Here is a 17145-nt window from a genome sequence, read left to right as displayed (position 1 = left end):
CACGGCGGCGACCCGCGGCGGGCCGGGCGGCCGGGGGCGATTCGACACGTACGGACGGGTGCGTCCGGGCGGGAGCGTGTCAGACTGGACGCGCCATGACGAGTCTCCCGCTGATCTCCGTAGACCCCGACGCCCGCGGCCGCCGACCCTCGATGCCCCCGCGCCACCTCGCCGACCTGGACCTGCCCGGTCGGCAGGCGCTCGTCGCCGAGCTGGGCGAGCCGGCGTTCCGCGCCAAGCAGGTCTCCAACCACTACTTCGGCCGCCTCGTGCGCGACCCGGAGCAGATGACCGACCTGCCGGCGGCGACCCGGGAGCGGCTGGCCGGCACGCTGCTGCCCACCCTGCTCACCCCGGTACGCGAGCTGGCCTGTGACGACGGCGCGACCCGCAAGGCGCTCTGGCGGCTGCACGACGGCTCGCTCGTGGAGAGCGTGCTGATGGGCTACCCGGACCGGGTGACCGTCTGCATCTCCAGCCAGGCCGGCTGCGGCATGGCCTGCCCGTTCTGCGCGACCGGCCAGGCCGGGCTGACCCGCAACCTGTCCACCGCGGAGATCGTAGACCAGGCGGTCTACCTGGCCGGGGTGGCCGCGTCCGGCGCGGTGGCCGGCTCGCCGCCGCGCCTGTCGCACGTGGTGTTCATGGGCATGGGCGAGCCGCTGGCCAACTACTCGCGGGTGGTGGCGGCGATCCGCCGGCTGGTCAATCCGGCGCCGGAGGGTCTGGGCCTGTCGCAGCGGCACATCACCGTCTCCACGGTCGGGCTGGTCCCGGCGATCCGGCGACTGGCCAGCGAAGACCTCTCCGTGACCCTTGCGTTGTCGCTGCACGCCCCCGATGATGAGCTGCGCGACGAACTCGTCCCGGTCAACCAGCGCTGGAAGGTGTCCGAGGTGCTGGACGCGGCGTGGGACTACGCGGCCACGACGGGGCGTCGCGTGTCCATCGAATACGCGATGATCAAGGACGTGAACGACCAGCCGTGGAGAGCAGATCTGCTCGGGCGGCTGTTGGCCGGCAAGCTGGCCCACGTGAACCTGATCCCGCTCAACCCGACTCCGGGCAGCCGCTGGGACGCCAGCCCGAAGCCGGTCGAGCGGGAGTTCGTCCGGCGGTTGCGCGACGCCGGGGTGTCGACCACCGTGCGGGACACCCGGGGGCGCGAGATCGACGGGGCGTGTGGCCAACTCGCCGCCGCCGGGGACACGGACGGCGACTCACGCGCGGCAACGGCGTAGCGGTACGAGACCAGGAGACATAGTGGCGAGTCAGGGTCAGCGTTTCCGGCGTAAGGCGCTCCGCCGGGGATACAAGGTCGACGAGGTCGACGCCTTCCTGGACCGGGTCGAGGCGACACTCGCCGGTCAGCCGGTCGGCGCCCCCGTGGCCTCCCAGGAGGTCCACGACGTCGTCTTCCGGGTCCGCTTCAACGGCTACGACGAGTGGCAGGTGGACCTGCACCTCGACCGGGTCGAGCGGCAGCTCGCCGAGCTGGAGGAGCGCGGTGGCGCCCCCGCCGGCCGCGGTGGCGACCCCCGGATGGCCGACCGGATCGGCCCGCCGATGCGCGACGACCGGGGCATGTCGCCGGTGCCGCAGCCGCCGATGCCGCCCCGGCAGATGCCGGCGCAGGCCGGCCCGCCCGCCGACCGCTACGGCGGCCGCTACGACGAGCCGACCGGCGCGTTCGCCGGCGGGTACGACGGTCCGCGCGGTGGCTACGACGCCCCGCGTGGCCCGGGCGGCCCCGGCCCGATGGGTCCGGGCGCGCCGATCGGGCACGGCGGCCCGCCGCCGCGCGGCCTGCCGCCCGGCCCCGGCGGCTACGGCCAGGACACCGGCCCGGGCGGGTACGGCCAGGACAGCGGTCCCGGCGGGTACGGCCAGGACAGCGGCCCGGGCGGCTACGGTCAGGACAGCGGCCCCGGCGGGTACGGCCAGGAGGAGCGCTTCGACGGCTTCGAGGCCGGCCGGCGCGGGCGTGCCGACATGACCGCCGAGATCCGCATGCCCGAGCGTGAGCTGCGCGGTCGTGGTCCCGGTGGCCCGCCGGCGCTGCCGCAGCAGGGTTACGGCGCGCCGGAGCCCGGTTACGGGCCGCCCGACCCGGGTTACGGCCCGCCGGACCAGGGCTACGGCCCGGGCCCCTCGATGACCGGCCCGCCGCTGGTGACCCCGCCGGTCGCCGGCCCGCCCATGGTGGGACCGCCGATGGCCGGCCCGCCCGGCAGCGACCTCTACCGGGTCGACCAGATCCGGCGCAGTTTCCAGGTCCGCCGGTTCGGCAGCGGGTACGACCCGGACCAGGTCGACCGGTTCTTCGACACGCTGCTCGGCGGCATGCAGGGCCGCAACCCGATGCCGGTGAACCCGAAGGACCTCGACACGCTGCGCTTCGGGCTGGTGCCCGGCGGCTACTTCGAGGCCGAGGTCGACGCCGCGCTCAAGGACGTACAGGACATCCTGCTCGGCCGTTGACCCGCACCTGACGACGAAGGGCCCACCCCGTGAGGGGTGGGCCCTTCCGCGTACCGTGGGCGCCGTGCGTCAGGACCGCAGGCCGTTGCGGCGCAGCACGGCGTCGCCGATGACGATGGCGATCAGCAGCCCGGCGATCCCGAACAGCCAGATGTGCTCCACCTGGCCCTCCTCGATCCCGCAGAACGCCATCAGAACCAAGACCAGCGCCGACAGCACCGCGCCGATCCGTCCGGACTTACGGTGCCCGGGCTTGTGCTGATCTGGCGCGGTTACCGGCTCGTCTCCTGCCACTGTCGGTCCTTCCCTCGCGATCGGATCTCCGATCAGTCTGGCACGCCCCCAACCGGCCCCGGCGCAGGGTCCGGCCTCCGGTGCGCTGGATGACCCGGGCGGGCGACAGAGCGGTTGTCGCGTGACCCGGGCCGTAGGTCCCGTCCGGGTCGGGGCGGTTGGGCACTACCGGCGTCGCGGGACGGCGAGCACACTGCCTCCGGTAGCGTCTTGACGTACACCTGATGCCTTTTTGAGGGGGACTGCGGTGCGAGTGACCGGTACGGGCCATGCCAGCATGCGGATCGACACGGCCGCGGGCAGCATCCTGTGCGACCCGTGGGTCAATCCCGCCTACTTCGCCTCGTGGTTCCCCTTCCCGGACAACTCCCTGCTCGACTGGGAGACCCTGGGCCAGGTCGACTACCTGTACGTGTCGCACCTGCACCGGGACCACTTCGACGCCAAGCACCTGCGTGACTTCGTGTCGAAGGACGCCACCGTCCTGCTCCCCGAGTTCCCCACCTCGGAGATGGAGGACGAGTTCCGGGAGCTGGGCTTCACCAAGTTCCTCAAGGCCCCGAACGAGCAGGTCGTGGAGCTGCCCGGCGGCCTGAAGATCATGATCCAGGCGCTGACCAGCCCGACCGACGGCCCGATCGGCGACTCCTCGCTCTGGGTCGAGTACGAGGGTGTGCGGCTGCTCAACCAGAACGACGCCCGCCCGACCGACCTGACCGTGTTCGCCGAGCTGGGCCACGTGCACGCGCACATGCTCCAGTTCTCCGGCGCGATCTGGTACCCGATGGTCTACGAGCTGCCGCAGGCGGCGAAGACCGCGTTCGGCAAGCAGAAGCGGGACCGGCAGTTCGACCGCACCTGGCGCTACATCGACGACCTGAAGGCCGACCACGTCTTCCCGATCGCCGGCCCGCCGTGCTTCCTCGACGACGAGCTGTGGCAGTTCAACGACATCTTCGGCGACGAGGGCAACATCTTCCCCGACCAGTCGGTGTTCCTGTCCGAGTACGCCAAGGTCGGCGGCACCAACGGCATCGTGCTGCTGCCGGGCAGCGTCTCGGAGATCACCACCGAGGGCGCGACGACCAGGCACCCGGTGCCGGTGGAGGAGTTCTTCGCGAACAAGGTCGCCCACCTGGAGGAGATGCGGGAGCGCAAGCGCCCGGTCATCGAGGCCGAGAAGGCGTCCTGGCGGCACCCCGAGGTCGACGTGCTGGGCGAGATGAAGCGCCGGATCGAGCCGCTGCTCGACGAGTCGATCTACCTGGCCAAGGGCGTCGGCGGTCCGGTCCGCTTCGACCTGGTCGGCTACGACGGCGACAGCGTCGAGTCGATCGTGGTGGACTTCCCGGGCAAGGAGGTCCGGCCGTACGCGGACGAGAAGGTCCGCTACCGCTTCCGTACCGAGCGTGCGCTCATCGAGCACCTGCTGCACATCGGCGAGGTCGACTGGGTCAACTCGCTCTTCCTGTCCTGCCGCTTCTCGGCGGCCCGCATCGGCCAGTACAACGAGTTCGTCTACGCCTTCTTCAAGTGCCTCTCCGAGGAGCGTCTCCAGTACGCCGAGGGCTGGTACGACGAGCACGAGCGGGCCGTCGACGCCGAGGACATCACGCTCGACGGCTGGGTGGTGCAGCGGCGCTGCCCGCACCTGAAGGCGGACCTGAGCCGGTTCGGCATCGTCGACGGCGACCAGCTGACCTGCCAGCTGCACGGCTGGAAGTTCGACCTGGCCAGCGGCCGCTGCCTGACCAGCGTCGGGCACAAGATCCGGGCGCACCGCGCGGACGCGGAGACCTCGGCGCCGGCCGTCTGACCGTTTCACCCCGCACGCCGCCCCCGGCACGCGACCATCGGTCGTGAGGGGGCGGTGTGACGGGTGCGGACAGGGAACCGGTGTACCGGTTCGGGCGCGGCAGCGAGATGGCGCGCGACGCCTCCCGGGTGGAGGCGTTCAGCGACGCCGTGATCGCCATCGTGCTCACCCTGATGGCCGTCGAGCTGCTGGCGTTCGACCCGGACCTGCCGCAGGACGACGGGCTGGCCGCCGTGCTCATGCAGGAGTGGCGGGCCTACCTGGCGTACGTGATCACCTTCGCCATCGTCGGCCAGGTCTGGCTGACCCACCACAACATGTGGCGCTACGTCCGCCGGGTCGACCAGATGCTGCTGGTGCTGAACCTGCTGCTGCTGATGTTCGTGGCGGCGATCCCGTTCACCGCCGACCTGCTCGCGGACAACCTGCGCGGCACCGTCCGCGACCAGCGGCTGACCGCCGCGCTGTACGTGGGCGTGGTGCTCGGCGAGGCGCTCTTCTTCAACCTGAGCTGGTGGTGGGCGCGCCGCCGAGGGCTGCTGCACCCGGATCTCGACCCGAGGCTGGCGAGCGCGGTGGCCCGCCGGTTCCGGCTCGGCCCGCTGCTCTACCTGGTCGCGTTCGCCATCGTGTTCGTCGACCCGCTGCTGAGCCTGCTGGCGTACCTGCTGCTGGTCGGCGTCTACCTGGTCCGGGGGCCGGGCGATCTCCCGCCCGCCGGCCAGGAGGCGCCCGACACTCCGTGAGCGCTTGTTAAGAAGGGTCCCTTCCTCTACCGGAGGCGTTAATAAGGGGCCCTTCCTTACATCTCGGCGAGGATGCGGCGGGCCGCGTTGTGGCCGGCCGCGCCGATCACGCTGCCCGCCGGGTGGCAGCCGGCGCTGCCCGCGTACACGCCGTCCACACCCGTCGCGTACGGCATCCGGTCGGTGAACGACACCGTGTTGTCGACGTGGTGGATGTGCCCGCCGGTGATGCCGAAGTGCGCCTCGATGCCGGGCGGCGGCAGCGGCACCGCGTCTGCGACCAGGTCACCGGCGCCCGGGGCGTACCGCTCGCAGATCGCGAGCAGCCGCTCGACGTAGCCGGGCAGCGCCGCGTCCCAGGTGGTGCCGGCCAGCTCGTAGGGGACCGACTGGACGAACAGCGCCGACGAGTGGTGCCCGGCGTCGTCGGACAGCGACGGGTCGACAGTGGTGTGCAGGTACCACTCGATCGTCGGCTCGTCGGGCAGCCGCCCGGCCCGCACGTCCGCCCACATGCCGCGCAGCGCCGCCATCGGCGACTCGCCGCCGTCGCCGATGAGCGAGGCCGAGCCGGGCAGTAGATGGATGGTCGAGCCGAACGGGCTCGGCGCGTCGGCCGGCAGACAGGAGAAGCGCGGCAGCCCGGTCAGCGCCAGGTTGAGCTTGAGCGTGGTGCCGGGGCGGCGGACCGCCGCCATCCGCGCGCCCAGCTCCGCCGGGAGCGCGCCGTCGGGCAGCAGCTCCATCAGCCGGTACGGGTCGCAGGCGCCGAGCACCACCGGGGCGTCCACCTCCCGCCCGTCGGCCAGTGTCACCCCGGCGGCGGCGCCGGAGTCCAGCCGGATCGCGGTGACCGGCGCGTCGGCCACGATCCGCGCCCCGGCGCGCACGGCGGCCTCGGCGAACGTGCGCGACACGGTGCCCATGCCGCCCCGGGTGATCATCCAGGTGCCGTCCGCGCCCGGCAGCCGGCACATGTTGTGCACCAGGAAGTTGTGCCCAGTGCCCGGGTCGTCCGGGCCTGCGTTGAGCCCGGACAGGCCGTCGGTGACCGCGTACATGCTGACCAGCAGCTCGGAGCGGAAGTCGAAGCGGGCCAGGTGGTCGGCGACCGAGCCGCGCACCAGCTCGACGAAGACCTGCCGCAGCGCGGGCCGCACGTAGCGTTCGGCGGTCTCCTCGACCGGCAGCGGCTCGGCCAGCCACGCCGGGGCGAGATCCTCCCGCAGCTGGGCCAGCTCGGCGTGCAGCGCGTCGTCGGCGGCCACGTCGGCGGGGGAGAACATCTCCGCGAGCTGCCGCCGGCTCGCTGCCACGTCGCTGCCGGCCAGCAGGTACGGCGAGCCGAGCCCGCCCGGCGTGGGCAGGAAGTAGTGCGGGTCGCGGCGCAGCACCGGGATGCTCACGTCGAGCGTGGCCAGCAGCTCCGGCGGCATCAGCCCGAGCAGGTACGACCCGGTGGAGTGACGCAGCCCCGGCACCTTCGGGAACGGGTTCTCGGTGCGGGTCGCCCCGCCGATCACCCCTGATGCCTCCAGCACCAGCACGTCCAGGCCGGCGCGGGCCAGCAGGATCGCCGAGACCAGGCCGTTGTGCCCGGCGCCGACCACCACGACGTCGGCACGGGACGGCAGCTCACTCGCGTCGCTCATGGGGCGGAGCGTAGCGGCGACGGGTCCCCGGCGGGAGGGTTCGCGGCGGGGCGCTACCGTTCCCGGCATGTCCCCGGCTGTCCAGATCGCGCTCGCTGTGGCGCTCGTCGTGGTGGTGCTCCTCCTCCTGCTCGTGCTGCGGCGCGACCGTCCCCGGGACCTGGTCGCCCCGGACCGCCCGGCCGGCGACGGGCAGGCCGAGGTGCTCCGGCTGGCCCGCGCGGGGCGTACCGTCGAGGCGGTGAAGGTGCTGCGCGAGCAGACCGGGCTGTCGCTGCTGGACGCGAAGCGGGCGGTGGACGCGCTGGCGGCCGGCGGCACCTGGCCGCCCGGCGCCCCGGCACCCGGAAAGGGCGTCGACGAGGCGGTGCGGGCCGAGGCCGCGCGGCTGCTGCACCGAGGGAAGAAGATCCAGGCGATCAAGGTGGTACGCGAGCACACGCACATGTCGCTCGCCGACGCCAAGCGCTACGTCGAAGGGCTCTGACGCCGGACGGCCGTCACCGGGCGTTCACTCTATAGTGGCGGTGGTCGATGCCTTTTCGTCCTACCGTCGACGGGACACCCACCGCCTCCGGGAGGTAATCCCCGATGGACCGTCGTACCGTCCTGCGTGCCACAGCCGCCGGTGGCGCCGCCGCTTTCGCCGGCGCCCTCTGGGCCGCCGCCGCACCGGCCCAGCCGGCCCAGCCCGGTCCCGGCCCGTACGGGGACCTGCTGGCCCCCGACGCCAACGGTCTCCAGGTGCCGGCCGGCTTCACCAGCCGCGTGATCGCGCGGTCCGGGCAGCGGGTCGCCGGCACCTCGTACACCTGGCACCCGGCGCCGGACGGCGGCGCCTGCTTCCCGGCCGGCGACGGCTGGATCTACGTCTCCAACTCGGAGGTGCCGCTCGTCGGCGGCGCCTCGGCGGTGCGGTTCGCCGCCGACGGCGCGATCGCCGCCGCGTACCGGATCCTCGGCGGCACCAACGTCAACTGCGCGGGCGGGCCGACCCCGTGGGGTACGTGGCTGTCCTGCGAGGAGGTGCCGCTGGGCCGGGTCTTCGAGACCTGGCCGGAGGGCGGCCGATCCGGCGAGGAGCGGACCCGGATGGGCCGCTTCAAGCACGAGGCGGCGGCCTGCGACCCGCAGCGGCGGGTGGTCTACCTGACCGAGGACGAGTCGGACGGCTGCTTCTACCGGTTCGTGCCGGACACCTGGGGTGACCTGCGCACCGGCAAGGTCCAGGTGCTCTGCGCCCCGGACGGCCAGGTCACCGGCCCGGTCACCTGGCGGGACCTGCCGGACCGCGACGGGTTCCCGGTGCCGACCCGCTATCAGGTGGGCGCCGCGCAGACGTTCGACGGCGGCGAGGGCTGCTGGTACGCCGACGACACCTGCTGGTTCACCACCAAGGGCGACAACCGGGTGTGGGCGTACGACGCGGTGAACCAGCGGCTCGACCTCGCGTACGACGACTCGCTGGTGCCGGCCGGGGCCGCGCCGCTGACCGGCGTCGACAACATCACCGGCACCCCGGGCGGTGATCTCTACGTGGCCGAGGACGGCGGCAACATGGAGATCAACATGATCACGCCGGCCGGCGTGGTGACCCCGTTCGTGCGGGTCCTCGGGCAGTCCGAGTCGGAGATCACCGGGCCCGCGTTCTCACCGGACGGCAGCCGGCTCTACTTCTCGTCCCAGCGCGGCACCAGCGGCGCCCGGGCCGGGACCGGCGGCATCACGTACGAGGTGCGCGGCCCGTTCCGGCGCTGACCCGCAGCCTTCAGGCGCGGGCAGCCTCCCGGGTGGCCCGCCACCGGCTCGCCGCGAGCGTGGCCGAGTAGCCGGACAGCACGATCACGTGGAACAGGTACAGCCAGAGCAGCACCGCCACGCCGCCGCCGATCTCGTCGAACCCGCCGAACGGCACGCCCAGGTCCAGCGGCAGCGAGCAGAACAGCACGAAGCCATGCACGAAGCCGGACAGGTTCGCCGCCGTGAACGAGCCCAGAGCCACTGTGGCGAGCCAGTCCGGGGAGGCCGGGCCGACCACCCGGAACACCCAGATCAGCACCGGCGTGAGCACCAGCCACACCGCGAGGAACGACAGCACCACGCCGAGCGCGCCGATCCAGCCGCCCTGGCGTACCAGCCGTGTGGTCATCGGCAGCCCGAGCAGGATCGACAGCAGCAGCACCGGGGCCGGCGCGAGCAGCGGGAGCAGCAGCAGGCGACCGCGCCAGCCGACCAGCGCGCCGGACTCGGCGCGTGGCTCGGCCACCGAGACGAAGGCGCGGCGCAGCCCTTCCCCGTAGAGGGAGGCCGGCAGCAGCGAGGCCAGCGCCAGCAGCGGCGTCAGCCCCAGCCCGGCCTCGACGAGCGCGGCCGCCGCCCGGTGCGCGCCGATCTCGGTGGGCAGCGTGTCGATGGCGTACCCGGTCAGCCGCCGCACCCGGTCCGCCCCGGCGAGCAGCCCGGTCAGCCAGATCGCCAGCAGCGCCACCGGCACCACGGCGATCGCGCCGTAGAAGGTGATCGCGGCGGCGTGCAGCGACAGGTCCCGGCCGCGGACCGGCCGGAACGCCGCAGCCGTGATCCGCTTCGTCCGATCCCACCCGTCGCCCATCGCCCTCTCGTTCCCCGTACGGGACCTCGCCACGCATTACGATCCGGCGGCATGACGATCGCCACGACCGACCGGCTGGTGCTGCGGGACTGGACCGAGTCGCCGGACGACCTGGCCCGGATCTACGACATCTACTCCCGAGACGAGGTGATGCGCTGGCTGGGCGGCGGCAAGGGGCGGATGACCGACCCGTCCGAGGCGCGCGAGCGGGTCCGCTCCTGGCGGGAGCGCTGGGCGCCGTACGCCGGCCGGTGGGGCCTGTGGGCGATCGAGCCGCGCGACGGCCGGCCGGTGGCGGGCAGCATCCTGCTCAAGCCGCTGCCGGGACGCGACGGCGTGACGCTGACCGACGACATCGAGGTCGGCTGGCACCTGCACCCCGACGCCCAGGGCAACGGCTACGCCACCGAGGCGGCCCGCGCGGTGCTGGAACGCGAGTTCGCCACCGGCACGCCGCGGGTGTACGCGGTGGTGATGGCCGGGAACGACCCGTCGATGGCGGTGGCCCGGCGGCTCGGCATGACGCACGTGGGCGTGCGCACCGACTGGTACGGCGGCGCCGAACTGCAGACCTTCGTCCTGGAACGCCCGACCTGAGCCGCGCCGTTGGCAGTTCGCCCTCGGCCTCCTACGGTGGTGGAGACACGGGGGAGGCGCGGATGGTCGACGGTGGCGACGCGGCGCGTTGGCTGCACGTCAACGCCGCCCGGGGTGGTCCGGACGACCTGTCGCTCCTGGTGAACCGGGTCGCGCCCGCCATCGGGGCCACCGACATGGTGATCTACCTGGCCGACTACACACAGTCCTCGCTCGTACCCCTGGTCGGCGCGGGCGCGCCTCGGGACGAGCTCACGATCGAGACGACGCTGGCCGGTCGGGCGTTCACCGGCCTCCAGGTGCAGCGCGCTCCCGACCACCCGGACCGGCTCTGGGTGCCCCTGCTGCTCGGCTGCGAACGGCTGGGCGCGCTGGAGATCGTGTCGTCGCGCGCCGGCGACCCCGCGCTGGACCGGCCGGCCTGGGAGGTGGCTGTCGCCGTCGCCCAGGTCCTGGTGAACCGCCGGCTCTACGGCGACGTCGTGGAACGGATCCGCCGCCGCCTGCCGATGCAGGTCGCCGCCGAGATCGTGTGGGGGCTGCTGCCGCCGCTGACCTTCGCGACGGACGACCTGGTGGTCACCGCCATTCTCGAACCGTGTTACGACGTCGGCGGGGACATCTTCGACTACGCGCTCAACGGCGACGTGCTCAGCGTCGGGCTCTTCGACACCTGCGGGCACGGGATCAAGGCGAGCGCGATGGCCTCGCTCGTGGTCAGCGCGTACCGCAACGCCCGGCGCACCGGTCTCGACCTGATCGACACGGCGATCAGCATCGACAGGTGGGTCCGCTCCGAACACCCCGGCATGTTCGCGACCGCGCTGCTCGCCGAACTCGACCGGCGGACCGGCCTGCTGCGGATCATCAACGCCGGCCACCCTGGCGCTATGCTGCTGCGGGACGGCAAGGCCGTCCGGGCGCTGCCCGGGCCGACCGCGCTGCCGCTCGGGCTGGGTAACCTGTCGACGCGGCGACCGCGGGCGCACGAGGAGGCGCTACACCCGGGCGACCGCGTCCTCGCCTACACCGACGGCATCACCGACGCCCGGGGCGACGACGGTGAACGGTTCGGGCTGGACCGACTTGTCGACTTCGTCGAGCGTGCCCTCAACGACCGGCTGCCCAGCCCCGAGACGATGCGCCGGCTGGTGCGTGCCGTCCTCGCCTACCAGCAGGACCAGCTCGACGACGACGCCACCGCGATGTTCCTGGAGTGGCAGCCCCCGCACCTGCCGTTGGGGCACCTGGAGCACCTCACCGCGCCCGACGGGACGATCGTGTCCCCGTAGCCTCCTCCTGCAGCGCCAGCCGCACGTGCGCCACAGGCGGATGACCGACCCGTCCGAGGCGCGATCGGGTCCGGCTGTGGCGGGAGCGCTGGGTGCCGTACGCCGGTCGGTGGGGGCTGTGGGCGATCGAGCCGCGCGACGGCGGGCCGGTGGCGGGCAGCATCCTGCTCAAGCCGCTGCCGGGACGCGACGGCGTGACGCTGACCGACGACATCGAGGTCGGCTGGCACCTGCACCCCGACGCCCAGGCGGCGCCGAACTGCAGACCTTCGTCCTGGAACGCCCCGCCTGACCGTTCGCAAAGACGGGCGCACAGTGGGTGCGACCGGCGGCTCCGAGAACGTGTGACCCTCGGGTGTGATCGGCAGGTTTCAGCGTCGCCAAGTGAGAGGATGAAGCATTCAGTGAGGTGGAGAAGGTAGCGCCCCCATGTCGACCGACGCCGAGCGCAACCCGGACTGGCCGGGCACGGTTCACGTGCCGGCCGACGAACTCGCACGTCGCCAGGGCGTCGAGCCGGTCACCAGTCTCGACGATCTTGCCCGTCCGGACTTGATCGAATCGGACGAGGAACTGGAACGCTTCCTCGCCGACCTGTACGCCTCGCGGCGCGAGGGACTGGCTTGAGCATCATCGTCCTGGACACCGACGTGGCATCGGCGATCCTGCGAGGCCGGGTCGACGAGCGGTTGAGAGCGCGGCTGACCGGGGCGACCCTCGCCATCACTTTCGTGACGTTGGGAGAGCTGACCAAGTGGACCGTGGTGCGGAGCTGGGGCCCGCGCAAGTTGGCTGACCTCGCGCGCTGGCGGCGGAACCTGGTCCTGTTGCCCTTCGACGAGACCGTCGCGGTGCGTTGGGGTCGAATTCAGGCTGCGGCTCAGCTTCGTGGACGACCGCGGCCGGTCAACGACTCATGGATCGCCGCATGCTGCCTGGTCCACCGGCTTCCGCTCGCGACGTTCAACGGCAAGGACTACGCGGACTTCGCCGACCATGACGACCTCAAGCTCCTCGACCTGGCGTGATCGACACCGGTTCGCCGAAGTGGTGGCATCGGGGTAGCGCTGATGCCGCCACCTCGGGGAAGTGGAGTCGATCATGCCGCCGGGCACTCCGGGACGAACCGGGGTGAGGCGCTGGGGAACAATGGTCCGGTGACCACTCCCCGAGATCTCGTGCTGCTCGGTTCGACCGGCTCGATCGGCACCCAGGCCATCGACATCGTCAAGCGCAACCCGGACCGCTTCCGGGTGGTGGCCCTCGGCGCGGGTGGCGGCAACGTGGAGTTGCTCGCCGCGCAGGCGCTGGAGCTGGGCGTGGAGGCGGTCGGTGTGGCCCGCGCGTCCGCCGCGCAGGACCTTCAGCTCGCGTTCTACGCCGAGGCGAGCAAGCGCGGCTGGGCCACCGGTGACTTCAAGCTGCCCAAGATCGTGGCCGGGCCGGACGCGATGACCGAGCTGGCGCAGTGGCCGTGCGACGTGGTGCTCAACGGGGTGGTCGGCTCGCTGGGCCTGCCGCCGACGCTGGCCGCGCTGCACGCCGGGCGTACCCTCGCGCTGGCCAACAAGGAGTCCCTCGTCGCCGGCGGCCCGCTGGTCAAGGCCGCGCTGTCGCGGCACCCGGGTCATAGCCAGATCGTTCCTGTTGACAGTGAGCACTCGGCGCTGGCGCAGTGTCTGCGCGGCGGCGCCCGGGGCGAGGTGCGGCGGCTCGTGGTCACCGCCAGCGGCGGCCCGTTCCGGGGGCGTCGGCGCGACGAGCTGACCGCCGTCACGCCGGAGCAGGCGCTGGCGCACCCGACCTGGAACATGGGCCCGGTCGTCACGATCAACTCCGCCACGATGGTCAACAAGGCGCTGGAGGTGATCGAGGCGCACGAGCTGTTCGACGTGCCGTACGCCGACATCGAGGTGATGGTCCACCCGCAGTCGGTGATCCACTCGATGGTCGAGTTCGCCGACGGCTCGACGCTGGCCCAGGCCAGCCCGCCGGACATGCGGCTACCCATCGCGCTGGGCATCGGCTGGCCGGATCGCGTGCCCGGCGCCGCCGCCGCGGTCGACTGGACCACTGCCCACACTTGGGAGTTCTTCCCGCTGGACGACGCGGCGTTCCCGGCGGTCGCGCTGGCCAAGGCGGCGGGTGAGGCGGGACACTGCCGTCCGGCGATCTACAACGCGGCCAACGAGGAGTGCGTGGCCGCGTTCGTCGCGGGCCGGCTGCCGTTCCTCGGCATCGTCGACACCCTCCAGCGGGTGCTGGAGGACGCACCCGATTTCGACGAACCAGGTACCGTCGAGGACGTGCTCGCCGCCGAGTCGTGGGCACGGGCGCACGCCCAGGAGATCATCGTCGGGTCGGTGGAAGGAGCTCGATGAGCTATCTGCTCGGGGTGGTGCTGTTCGCCCTGGCGATTCTCATCTCGGTGAGCCTGCACGAGGCGGGGCACATGCTGACCGCCAAGGCGTTCGGGATGAAGGTCACCCGCTACTTCGTCGGCTTCGGCCCGACGCTGTGGTCGTTCAAGTGGGGCGAGACCGAGTACGGCATCAAGGGCATTCCGCTCGGCGGCTTCTGCAAGATCGTCGGCATGACGCCGCAGGACGACGACGTCGAGCCCGGGGACGAGAAGCGCGCGATGTGGCGCTACCCGGTCTGGAAGCGGACGATCGTGATGTCCGCCGGCTCGATCACCCATTTCGCGCTCGCCCTGATCGCGCTCTGGATCATCGCGATCACCGCCGGCCTGCCGAACCCGAAGTTCCCCTCCACCGAGGACGGCTTCAAGGCGGAGCCCGCCGTGATCGCGCTGGCCCCCTGTGTCGTGGTGGAGAACGCGGCCCGCGCCTGCCAGGCCGACGACCCGGCCAGCCCGGCCGAGAAGGCCCAGCTCAAGGACGGCGACCGAATCACCGCGGTGAACGGCCGACCGGTCTCCACCTGGGGCGACATGCTCGACGTGGTCCGGGCCACCCCGCCCGGCGCGGCCACAGTCACCTTCGAGCGCGACGGCCGGTCGCAGGAGACCCGCGTCGACCTGGCCGCGGTGCAGCGCCCGCCGCTGGACGACCCGAAGGGCGCCGCCTCGTCGGTCTCCGCGCTCGGTGTGGCCCTGCGGCCGAGCACCCCGCCCCGGGTCGAGTACGGCCCGATCGCCGCGTTCGGCGCCACCGCCGACTTCACCGGCACCATGGCGGTGCAGACCGCGCACGCCATGCAGCGGATCCCGCAGAAGGTGCCCGCGCTGTGGAGCGCGATCACCGGCAGCGAGCGCGACATGGACACCCCGATCAGCGTGGTCGGCGCCACCCGGCTCGGCGGCGAGGCCGTGGAGAACAACGCCTGGCTGGTGTTCTTCATGCTCTTCGTGTCGCTGAACTTCTTCATCGGCGTGTTCAACCTGCTGCCACTGCTTCCGCTGGACGGCGGTCACATCGCCATCGCCTGGTTCGAACGGGCGCGCTCCTGGCTGTACGCGCGCATCGGCCGCCGGGATCCCGGCCGGGTCGACTACCTCAAACTCATGCCGTTCACGTACGCGGTGATCCTGATCGGTGGCGCGTTCACGCTGCTCACCGTCACCGCTGATGTCATCAACCCCATCACGCTCTTCTCAAGGTGAGTGCCTGAAGTGACCGCTGTCAGTCTCGGTATGCCCCCCGTACCGCCGCCGCCGCTGGCCCCGCGCCGGGCCAGCCGCCAGATCATGGTCGGTTCGGTGCCGGTCGGCGGCGGCGCGCCGGTCTCGGTGCAGTCCATGACCACCACCCTCACCGCCGACGTCAACGCCACGCTCCAGCAGATCGCCGAGCTGACCGCGTCCGGCTGCCAGATCGTCCGGGTCGCCGTGCCGTCGCAGGACGACGTGGAGGCGCTGCCCGCGATCGCGCGCAAGTCGCAGATCCCGGTGATCGCCGACATCCACTTCCAGCCGAAGTACGTCTTCGCGGCGATCGACGCCGGCTGCGCCGCGGTGCGGGTGAACCCGGGCAACATCCGGCAGTTCGACGACAAGGTCAAGGAGATCGCGCGGGCCGCCGGCGACGCGGGCGTGCCGATCCGGATCGGCGTGAACGCGGGCTCGCTGGACAAGCGCCTGCTGGCCAAGTACGGCAAGGCCACCGCCGAGGCGCTGGTGGAGTCGGCGCTGTGGGAGTGCTCGCTGTTCGAGGAGCACGGCTTCCGGGACATCAAGATCTCGGTCAAGCACAACGACCCGGTGGTGATGATCCGCGCGTACCGGCTGCTGGCCGAGAAGTGCGACTATCCGCTGCACCTCGGCGTCACCGAGGCGGGCCCGGCGTTCCAGGGCACGATCAAGTCGGCGGTGGCGTTCGGCGCGCTGCTGGCCGAGGGCATCGGTGACACCATCCGGGTCTCGTTGTCCGCCCCGCCGGTCGAGGAGATCAAGGTCGGCAACCAGATCCTGGAGTCGTTGGGCCTGCGGGAGCGTGGCCTGGAGATCGTCTCCTGCCCGTCCTGCGGACGGGCACAGGTCGACGTCTACAAGCTGGCCGAGGAGGTCACCGCCGGCCTGGAGGGCCTGCCGGTGCCGCTGCGCGTCGCGGTCATGGGCTGCGTGGTGAACGGTCCGGGCGAGGCCCGCGAGGCCGACCTGGGCGTTGCCTCCGGCAACGGCAAGGGCCAGATCTTCGTCAAGGGCAAGGTCGTCAAGACTGTGCCCGAGGCGCAGATCGTGGAGACGCTGATCGAGGAGGCGCTGCGGATCGCCGACGAGATGGGCGCCGAGATCCCCGAGGAGCTGCGGGACCTGGTGCCGGGCGGCGCCACAGTCACCGTGCACTGATCCACTTCCGCGTCGCCGTGCGGCCGTCCCCGTTCCGGGGCGGCCGCACGCGCCGTCTCAGGGCCGGGGCACGGCGGCGAAGGGGGAGAGGGTGAACCAGCCGGGCGCGGCGCGCCGCAGCGCCTCCGGCCCGGTCACCTCCACCGCGCCGCCGCGCAGCGCCGCGGCCCACTCCAGGTCGCCCATCCAGACCTGGACCAGGGCGCGCAGGTCCGCCGTGACTGTCACCGTCACGTCGTGCCCGGGGTCGATGTCGCAGACGTCGGCCTCGCCTGCGGCGATCACCATCCACCAGTCGCGCTGCGTCGTGGGCACGTCCCGGAAGCGGAACCGCACGACGGTACGCCCCGGCGGGACCGCGTCGTGGTCGACGTGCCGGTGCATGTCCCACAGCAGCAGCTTCGGGTCCAGGTCGGCGTCGCCCAGCTCACCGATCCAGCGCACGCCCCAGGCGCCGAGCGCCTCCAGCACGGGCCGCAGCTCGCGCCCGGCGGCGGTCGGGACGTAGCGCACGTCGGCGCCGTCGACCCGCCGTTCCACCACCCCGGCGCGGACGAGCTGGTGCAGCCGGCGGGACAGCAGCGTGGGCGACATCCGGGGCAGGCCCCGGCGCAGCTCGTTGAAGCGTTCCGAGCCGCTGACCAACTCCCGGACCACGAGCAGCGTCCACCGCTCGTCGAGCAGCTCCATGGCCTTCGCCACGGGGCAGAACTGGTGGTAGGAGGCCCCCATGGCGGGCACGCTACGCCCGGCCCGGCGGCCCGGCCAGGCGCCTGTCGGGAGCGGTACAGATCTCGTACTGGGGGCCGGGTCGTCCGCTGCCTAGCGTCCCTGACAGGGACGACT

The 17145-nt window shown here is 72.3% G+C and carries 17 protein-coding genes; 13 read left to right on the top strand and 4 right to left on the bottom strand.

Features of this window, described 5'->3' with window-relative positions:
- The first annotated feature begins 95 nt into the window (after positions 1-95).
- Positions 96-1241: a 23S rRNA (adenine(2503)-C(2))-methyltransferase RlmN gene (gene rlmN, locus ACSDG8_RS10330; protein ID WP_210893340.1), complete on the top strand. Its 1146-nt coding sequence runs from the start codon at positions 96-98 to the stop codon at positions 1239-1241.
- A gap of 22 nt (positions 1242-1263) precedes the next feature.
- Positions 1264-2481 carry a DivIVA domain-containing protein gene (locus tag ACSDG8_RS10325; RefSeq protein WP_210893338.1) on the top strand — a complete coding sequence of 406 codons (1218 nt, stop codon included), beginning with the start codon at positions 1264-1266 and terminating at the stop codon, positions 2479-2481.
- Between the two features lie 69 nt (positions 2482-2550).
- On the opposite strand, the gene ACSDG8_RS10320 is transcribed toward ACSDG8_RS10325, so the two are convergent.
- Positions 2551-2775 (bottom strand): hypothetical protein, encoded by a 225-nt coding sequence (locus tag ACSDG8_RS10320; RefSeq protein WP_439427842.1) that lies wholly within the window; start codon positions 2773-2775, stop codon positions 2551-2553.
- Positions 2776-3022: 247 nt separating this feature from the next.
- Between ACSDG8_RS10320 and ACSDG8_RS10315 the strand changes: the two genes are divergently transcribed.
- Both ACSDG8_RS10315 and ACSDG8_RS10310 read left to right on the top strand, forming a co-directional pair.
- Complete coding sequence (locus ACSDG8_RS10315) at positions 3023-4591, top strand: Rieske 2Fe-2S domain-containing protein (protein ID WP_439427841.1); 1569 nt, start codon at positions 3023-3025, stop codon at positions 4589-4591.
- Between the two features lie 107 nt (positions 4592-4698).
- Entirely contained in the window at positions 4699-5337 is a 639-nt protein-coding gene (locus ACSDG8_RS10310; RefSeq protein WP_439428041.1) for a TMEM175 family protein, read from the top strand.
- Positions 5338-5393: 56 nt separating this feature from the next.
- Here ACSDG8_RS10310 and ACSDG8_RS10305 read toward each other — a convergent pair whose 3' ends face one another.
- Positions 5394-6989, bottom strand: coding sequence for a phytoene desaturase family protein (locus ACSDG8_RS10305; protein WP_210893335.1), 1596 nt, complete (start codon positions 6987-6989; stop codon positions 5394-5396).
- A 67-nt stretch (positions 6990-7056) separates the two neighbouring features.
- Here ACSDG8_RS10305 and ACSDG8_RS10300 point away from each other — a divergent pair, with 67 nt between their 5' ends.
- Positions 7057-7476, top strand: a complete 420-nt coding sequence (locus ACSDG8_RS10300) for a 50S ribosomal protein L7/L12 (RefSeq protein WP_210893334.1) — start codon at positions 7057-7059, stop codon at positions 7474-7476.
- A 104-nt stretch (positions 7477-7580) separates the two neighbouring features.
- Entirely contained in the window at positions 7581-8747 is a 1167-nt protein-coding gene (locus ACSDG8_RS10295; RefSeq protein ID WP_210893333.1) for an alkaline phosphatase PhoX, read from the top strand.
- A 10-nt stretch (positions 8748-8757) separates the two neighbouring features.
- Here ACSDG8_RS10295 and ACSDG8_RS10290 read toward each other — a convergent pair whose 3' ends face one another.
- Positions 8758-9600 (bottom strand): YhjD/YihY/BrkB family envelope integrity protein, encoded by an 843-nt coding sequence (locus tag ACSDG8_RS10290; protein ID WP_210893332.1) that lies wholly within the window; start codon positions 9598-9600, stop codon positions 8758-8760.
- 51 nt (positions 9601-9651) lie between these two features.
- On the opposite strand from ACSDG8_RS10290, the gene ACSDG8_RS10285 reads away from it, so the two are divergent.
- From ACSDG8_RS10285 to ispG, 7 genes are all read left to right on the top strand, one after another.
- Positions 9652-10197 carry a GNAT family N-acetyltransferase gene (locus ACSDG8_RS10285; RefSeq protein WP_210893331.1) on the top strand — a complete coding sequence of 182 codons (546 nt, stop codon included), beginning with the start codon at positions 9652-9654 and terminating at the stop codon, positions 10195-10197.
- Positions 10198-10259: 62 nt separating this feature from the next.
- A complete protein-coding gene (locus ACSDG8_RS10280; RefSeq protein ID WP_210893330.1) occupies positions 10260-11489 on the top strand; it encodes a PP2C family protein-serine/threonine phosphatase in 1230 nt (409 codons plus the stop codon).
- 429 nt (positions 11490-11918) lie between these two features.
- Entirely contained in the window at positions 11919-12116 is a 198-nt protein-coding gene (locus ACSDG8_RS10275) for a hypothetical protein (RefSeq protein ID WP_018785844.1), read from the top strand.
- Positions 12113-12517 (top strand): type II toxin-antitoxin system VapC family toxin, encoded by a 405-nt coding sequence (locus tag ACSDG8_RS10270; RefSeq protein WP_210893329.1) that lies wholly within the window; start codon positions 12113-12115, stop codon positions 12515-12517. The genes ACSDG8_RS10275 and ACSDG8_RS10270 overlap by 4 nt, the downstream gene beginning before the upstream one ends.
- 129 nt (positions 12518-12646) lie before the next feature.
- Complete coding sequence (gene dxr / locus ACSDG8_RS10265; RefSeq protein WP_210942849.1) at positions 12647-13870, top strand: 1-deoxy-D-xylulose-5-phosphate reductoisomerase; 1224 nt, start codon at positions 12647-12649, stop codon at positions 13868-13870.
- A complete protein-coding gene (locus ACSDG8_RS10260) occupies positions 13867-15114 on the top strand; it encodes a M50 family metallopeptidase (protein WP_439427840.1) in 1248 nt (415 codons plus the stop codon). The genes dxr and ACSDG8_RS10260 overlap by 4 nt, the downstream gene beginning before the upstream one ends.
- Before the next feature lie 9 nt (positions 15115-15123).
- Positions 15124-16299 carry a flavodoxin-dependent (E)-4-hydroxy-3-methylbut-2-enyl-diphosphate synthase gene (gene ispG / locus ACSDG8_RS10255; protein ID WP_210893323.1) on the top strand — a complete coding sequence of 392 codons (1176 nt, stop codon included), beginning with the start codon at positions 15124-15126 and terminating at the stop codon, positions 16297-16299.
- 57 nt (positions 16300-16356) lie between these two features.
- Here the strand turns inward: ispG and ACSDG8_RS10250 are convergent, their stop codons facing one another.
- Positions 16357-17031, bottom strand: a complete 675-nt coding sequence (locus ACSDG8_RS10250; protein WP_210893322.1) for a winged helix-turn-helix transcriptional regulator — start codon at positions 17029-17031, stop codon at positions 16357-16359.
- Between the last annotated feature and the right edge of the window lie 114 nt (positions 17032-17145).

It is taken from the genome of Micromonospora sp. LA-10, from assembly GCF_051853095.1.
Taxonomy (GTDB): Bacteria; Actinomycetota; Actinomycetes; order Mycobacteriales; family Micromonosporaceae; genus Micromonospora; species Micromonospora echinospora_A.
This window is presented reverse-complemented; position numbering and strand designations above follow the sequence as displayed.

Bases quoted from the DNA above. Each gene is read 5' to 3' on its own strand.
- rlmN (WP_210893340.1), top strand. From the start codon at position 96: ATGACGAGTCTCCCGCTGATCTCCGTAGACCCCGACGCCCGCGGCCGC.
- ACSDG8_RS10310 (WP_439428041.1), top strand. From the start codon at position 4,699: ATGGCGCGCGACGCCTCCCGGGTGGAGGCGTTCAGCGACGCCGTGATC.
- ACSDG8_RS10305 (WP_210893335.1), bottom strand. From the start codon at position 6,989: ATGAGCGACGCGAGTGAGCTGCCGTCCCGTGCCGACGTCGTGGTGGTC.
- ACSDG8_RS10300 (WP_210893334.1), top strand. From the start codon at position 7,057: ATGTCCCCGGCTGTCCAGATCGCGCTCGCTGTGGCGCTCGTCGTGGTG.
- ACSDG8_RS10295 (WP_210893333.1), top strand. From the start codon at position 7,581: ATGGACCGTCGTACCGTCCTGCGTGCCACAGCCGCCGGTGGCGCCGCC.
- ACSDG8_RS10290 (WP_210893332.1), bottom strand. From the start codon at position 9,600: ATGGGCGACGGGTGGGATCGGACGAAGCGGATCACGGCTGCGGCGTTC.
- ACSDG8_RS10285 (WP_210893331.1), top strand. From the start codon at position 9,652: ATGACGATCGCCACGACCGACCGGCTGGTGCTGCGGGACTGGACCGAG.
- ACSDG8_RS10280 (WP_210893330.1), top strand. From the start codon at position 10,260: ATGGTCGACGGTGGCGACGCGGCGCGTTGGCTGCACGTCAACGCCGCC.
- ACSDG8_RS10275 (WP_018785844.1), top strand. From the start codon at position 11,919: ATGTCGACCGACGCCGAGCGCAACCCGGACTGGCCGGGCACGGTTCAC.
- ACSDG8_RS10260 (WP_439427840.1), top strand. From the start codon at position 13,867: ATGAGCTATCTGCTCGGGGTGGTGCTGTTCGCCCTGGCGATTCTCATC.
- ACSDG8_RS10250 (WP_210893322.1), bottom strand. From the start codon at position 17,031: ATGGGGGCCTCCTACCACCAGTTCTGCCCCGTGGCGAAGGCCATGGAG.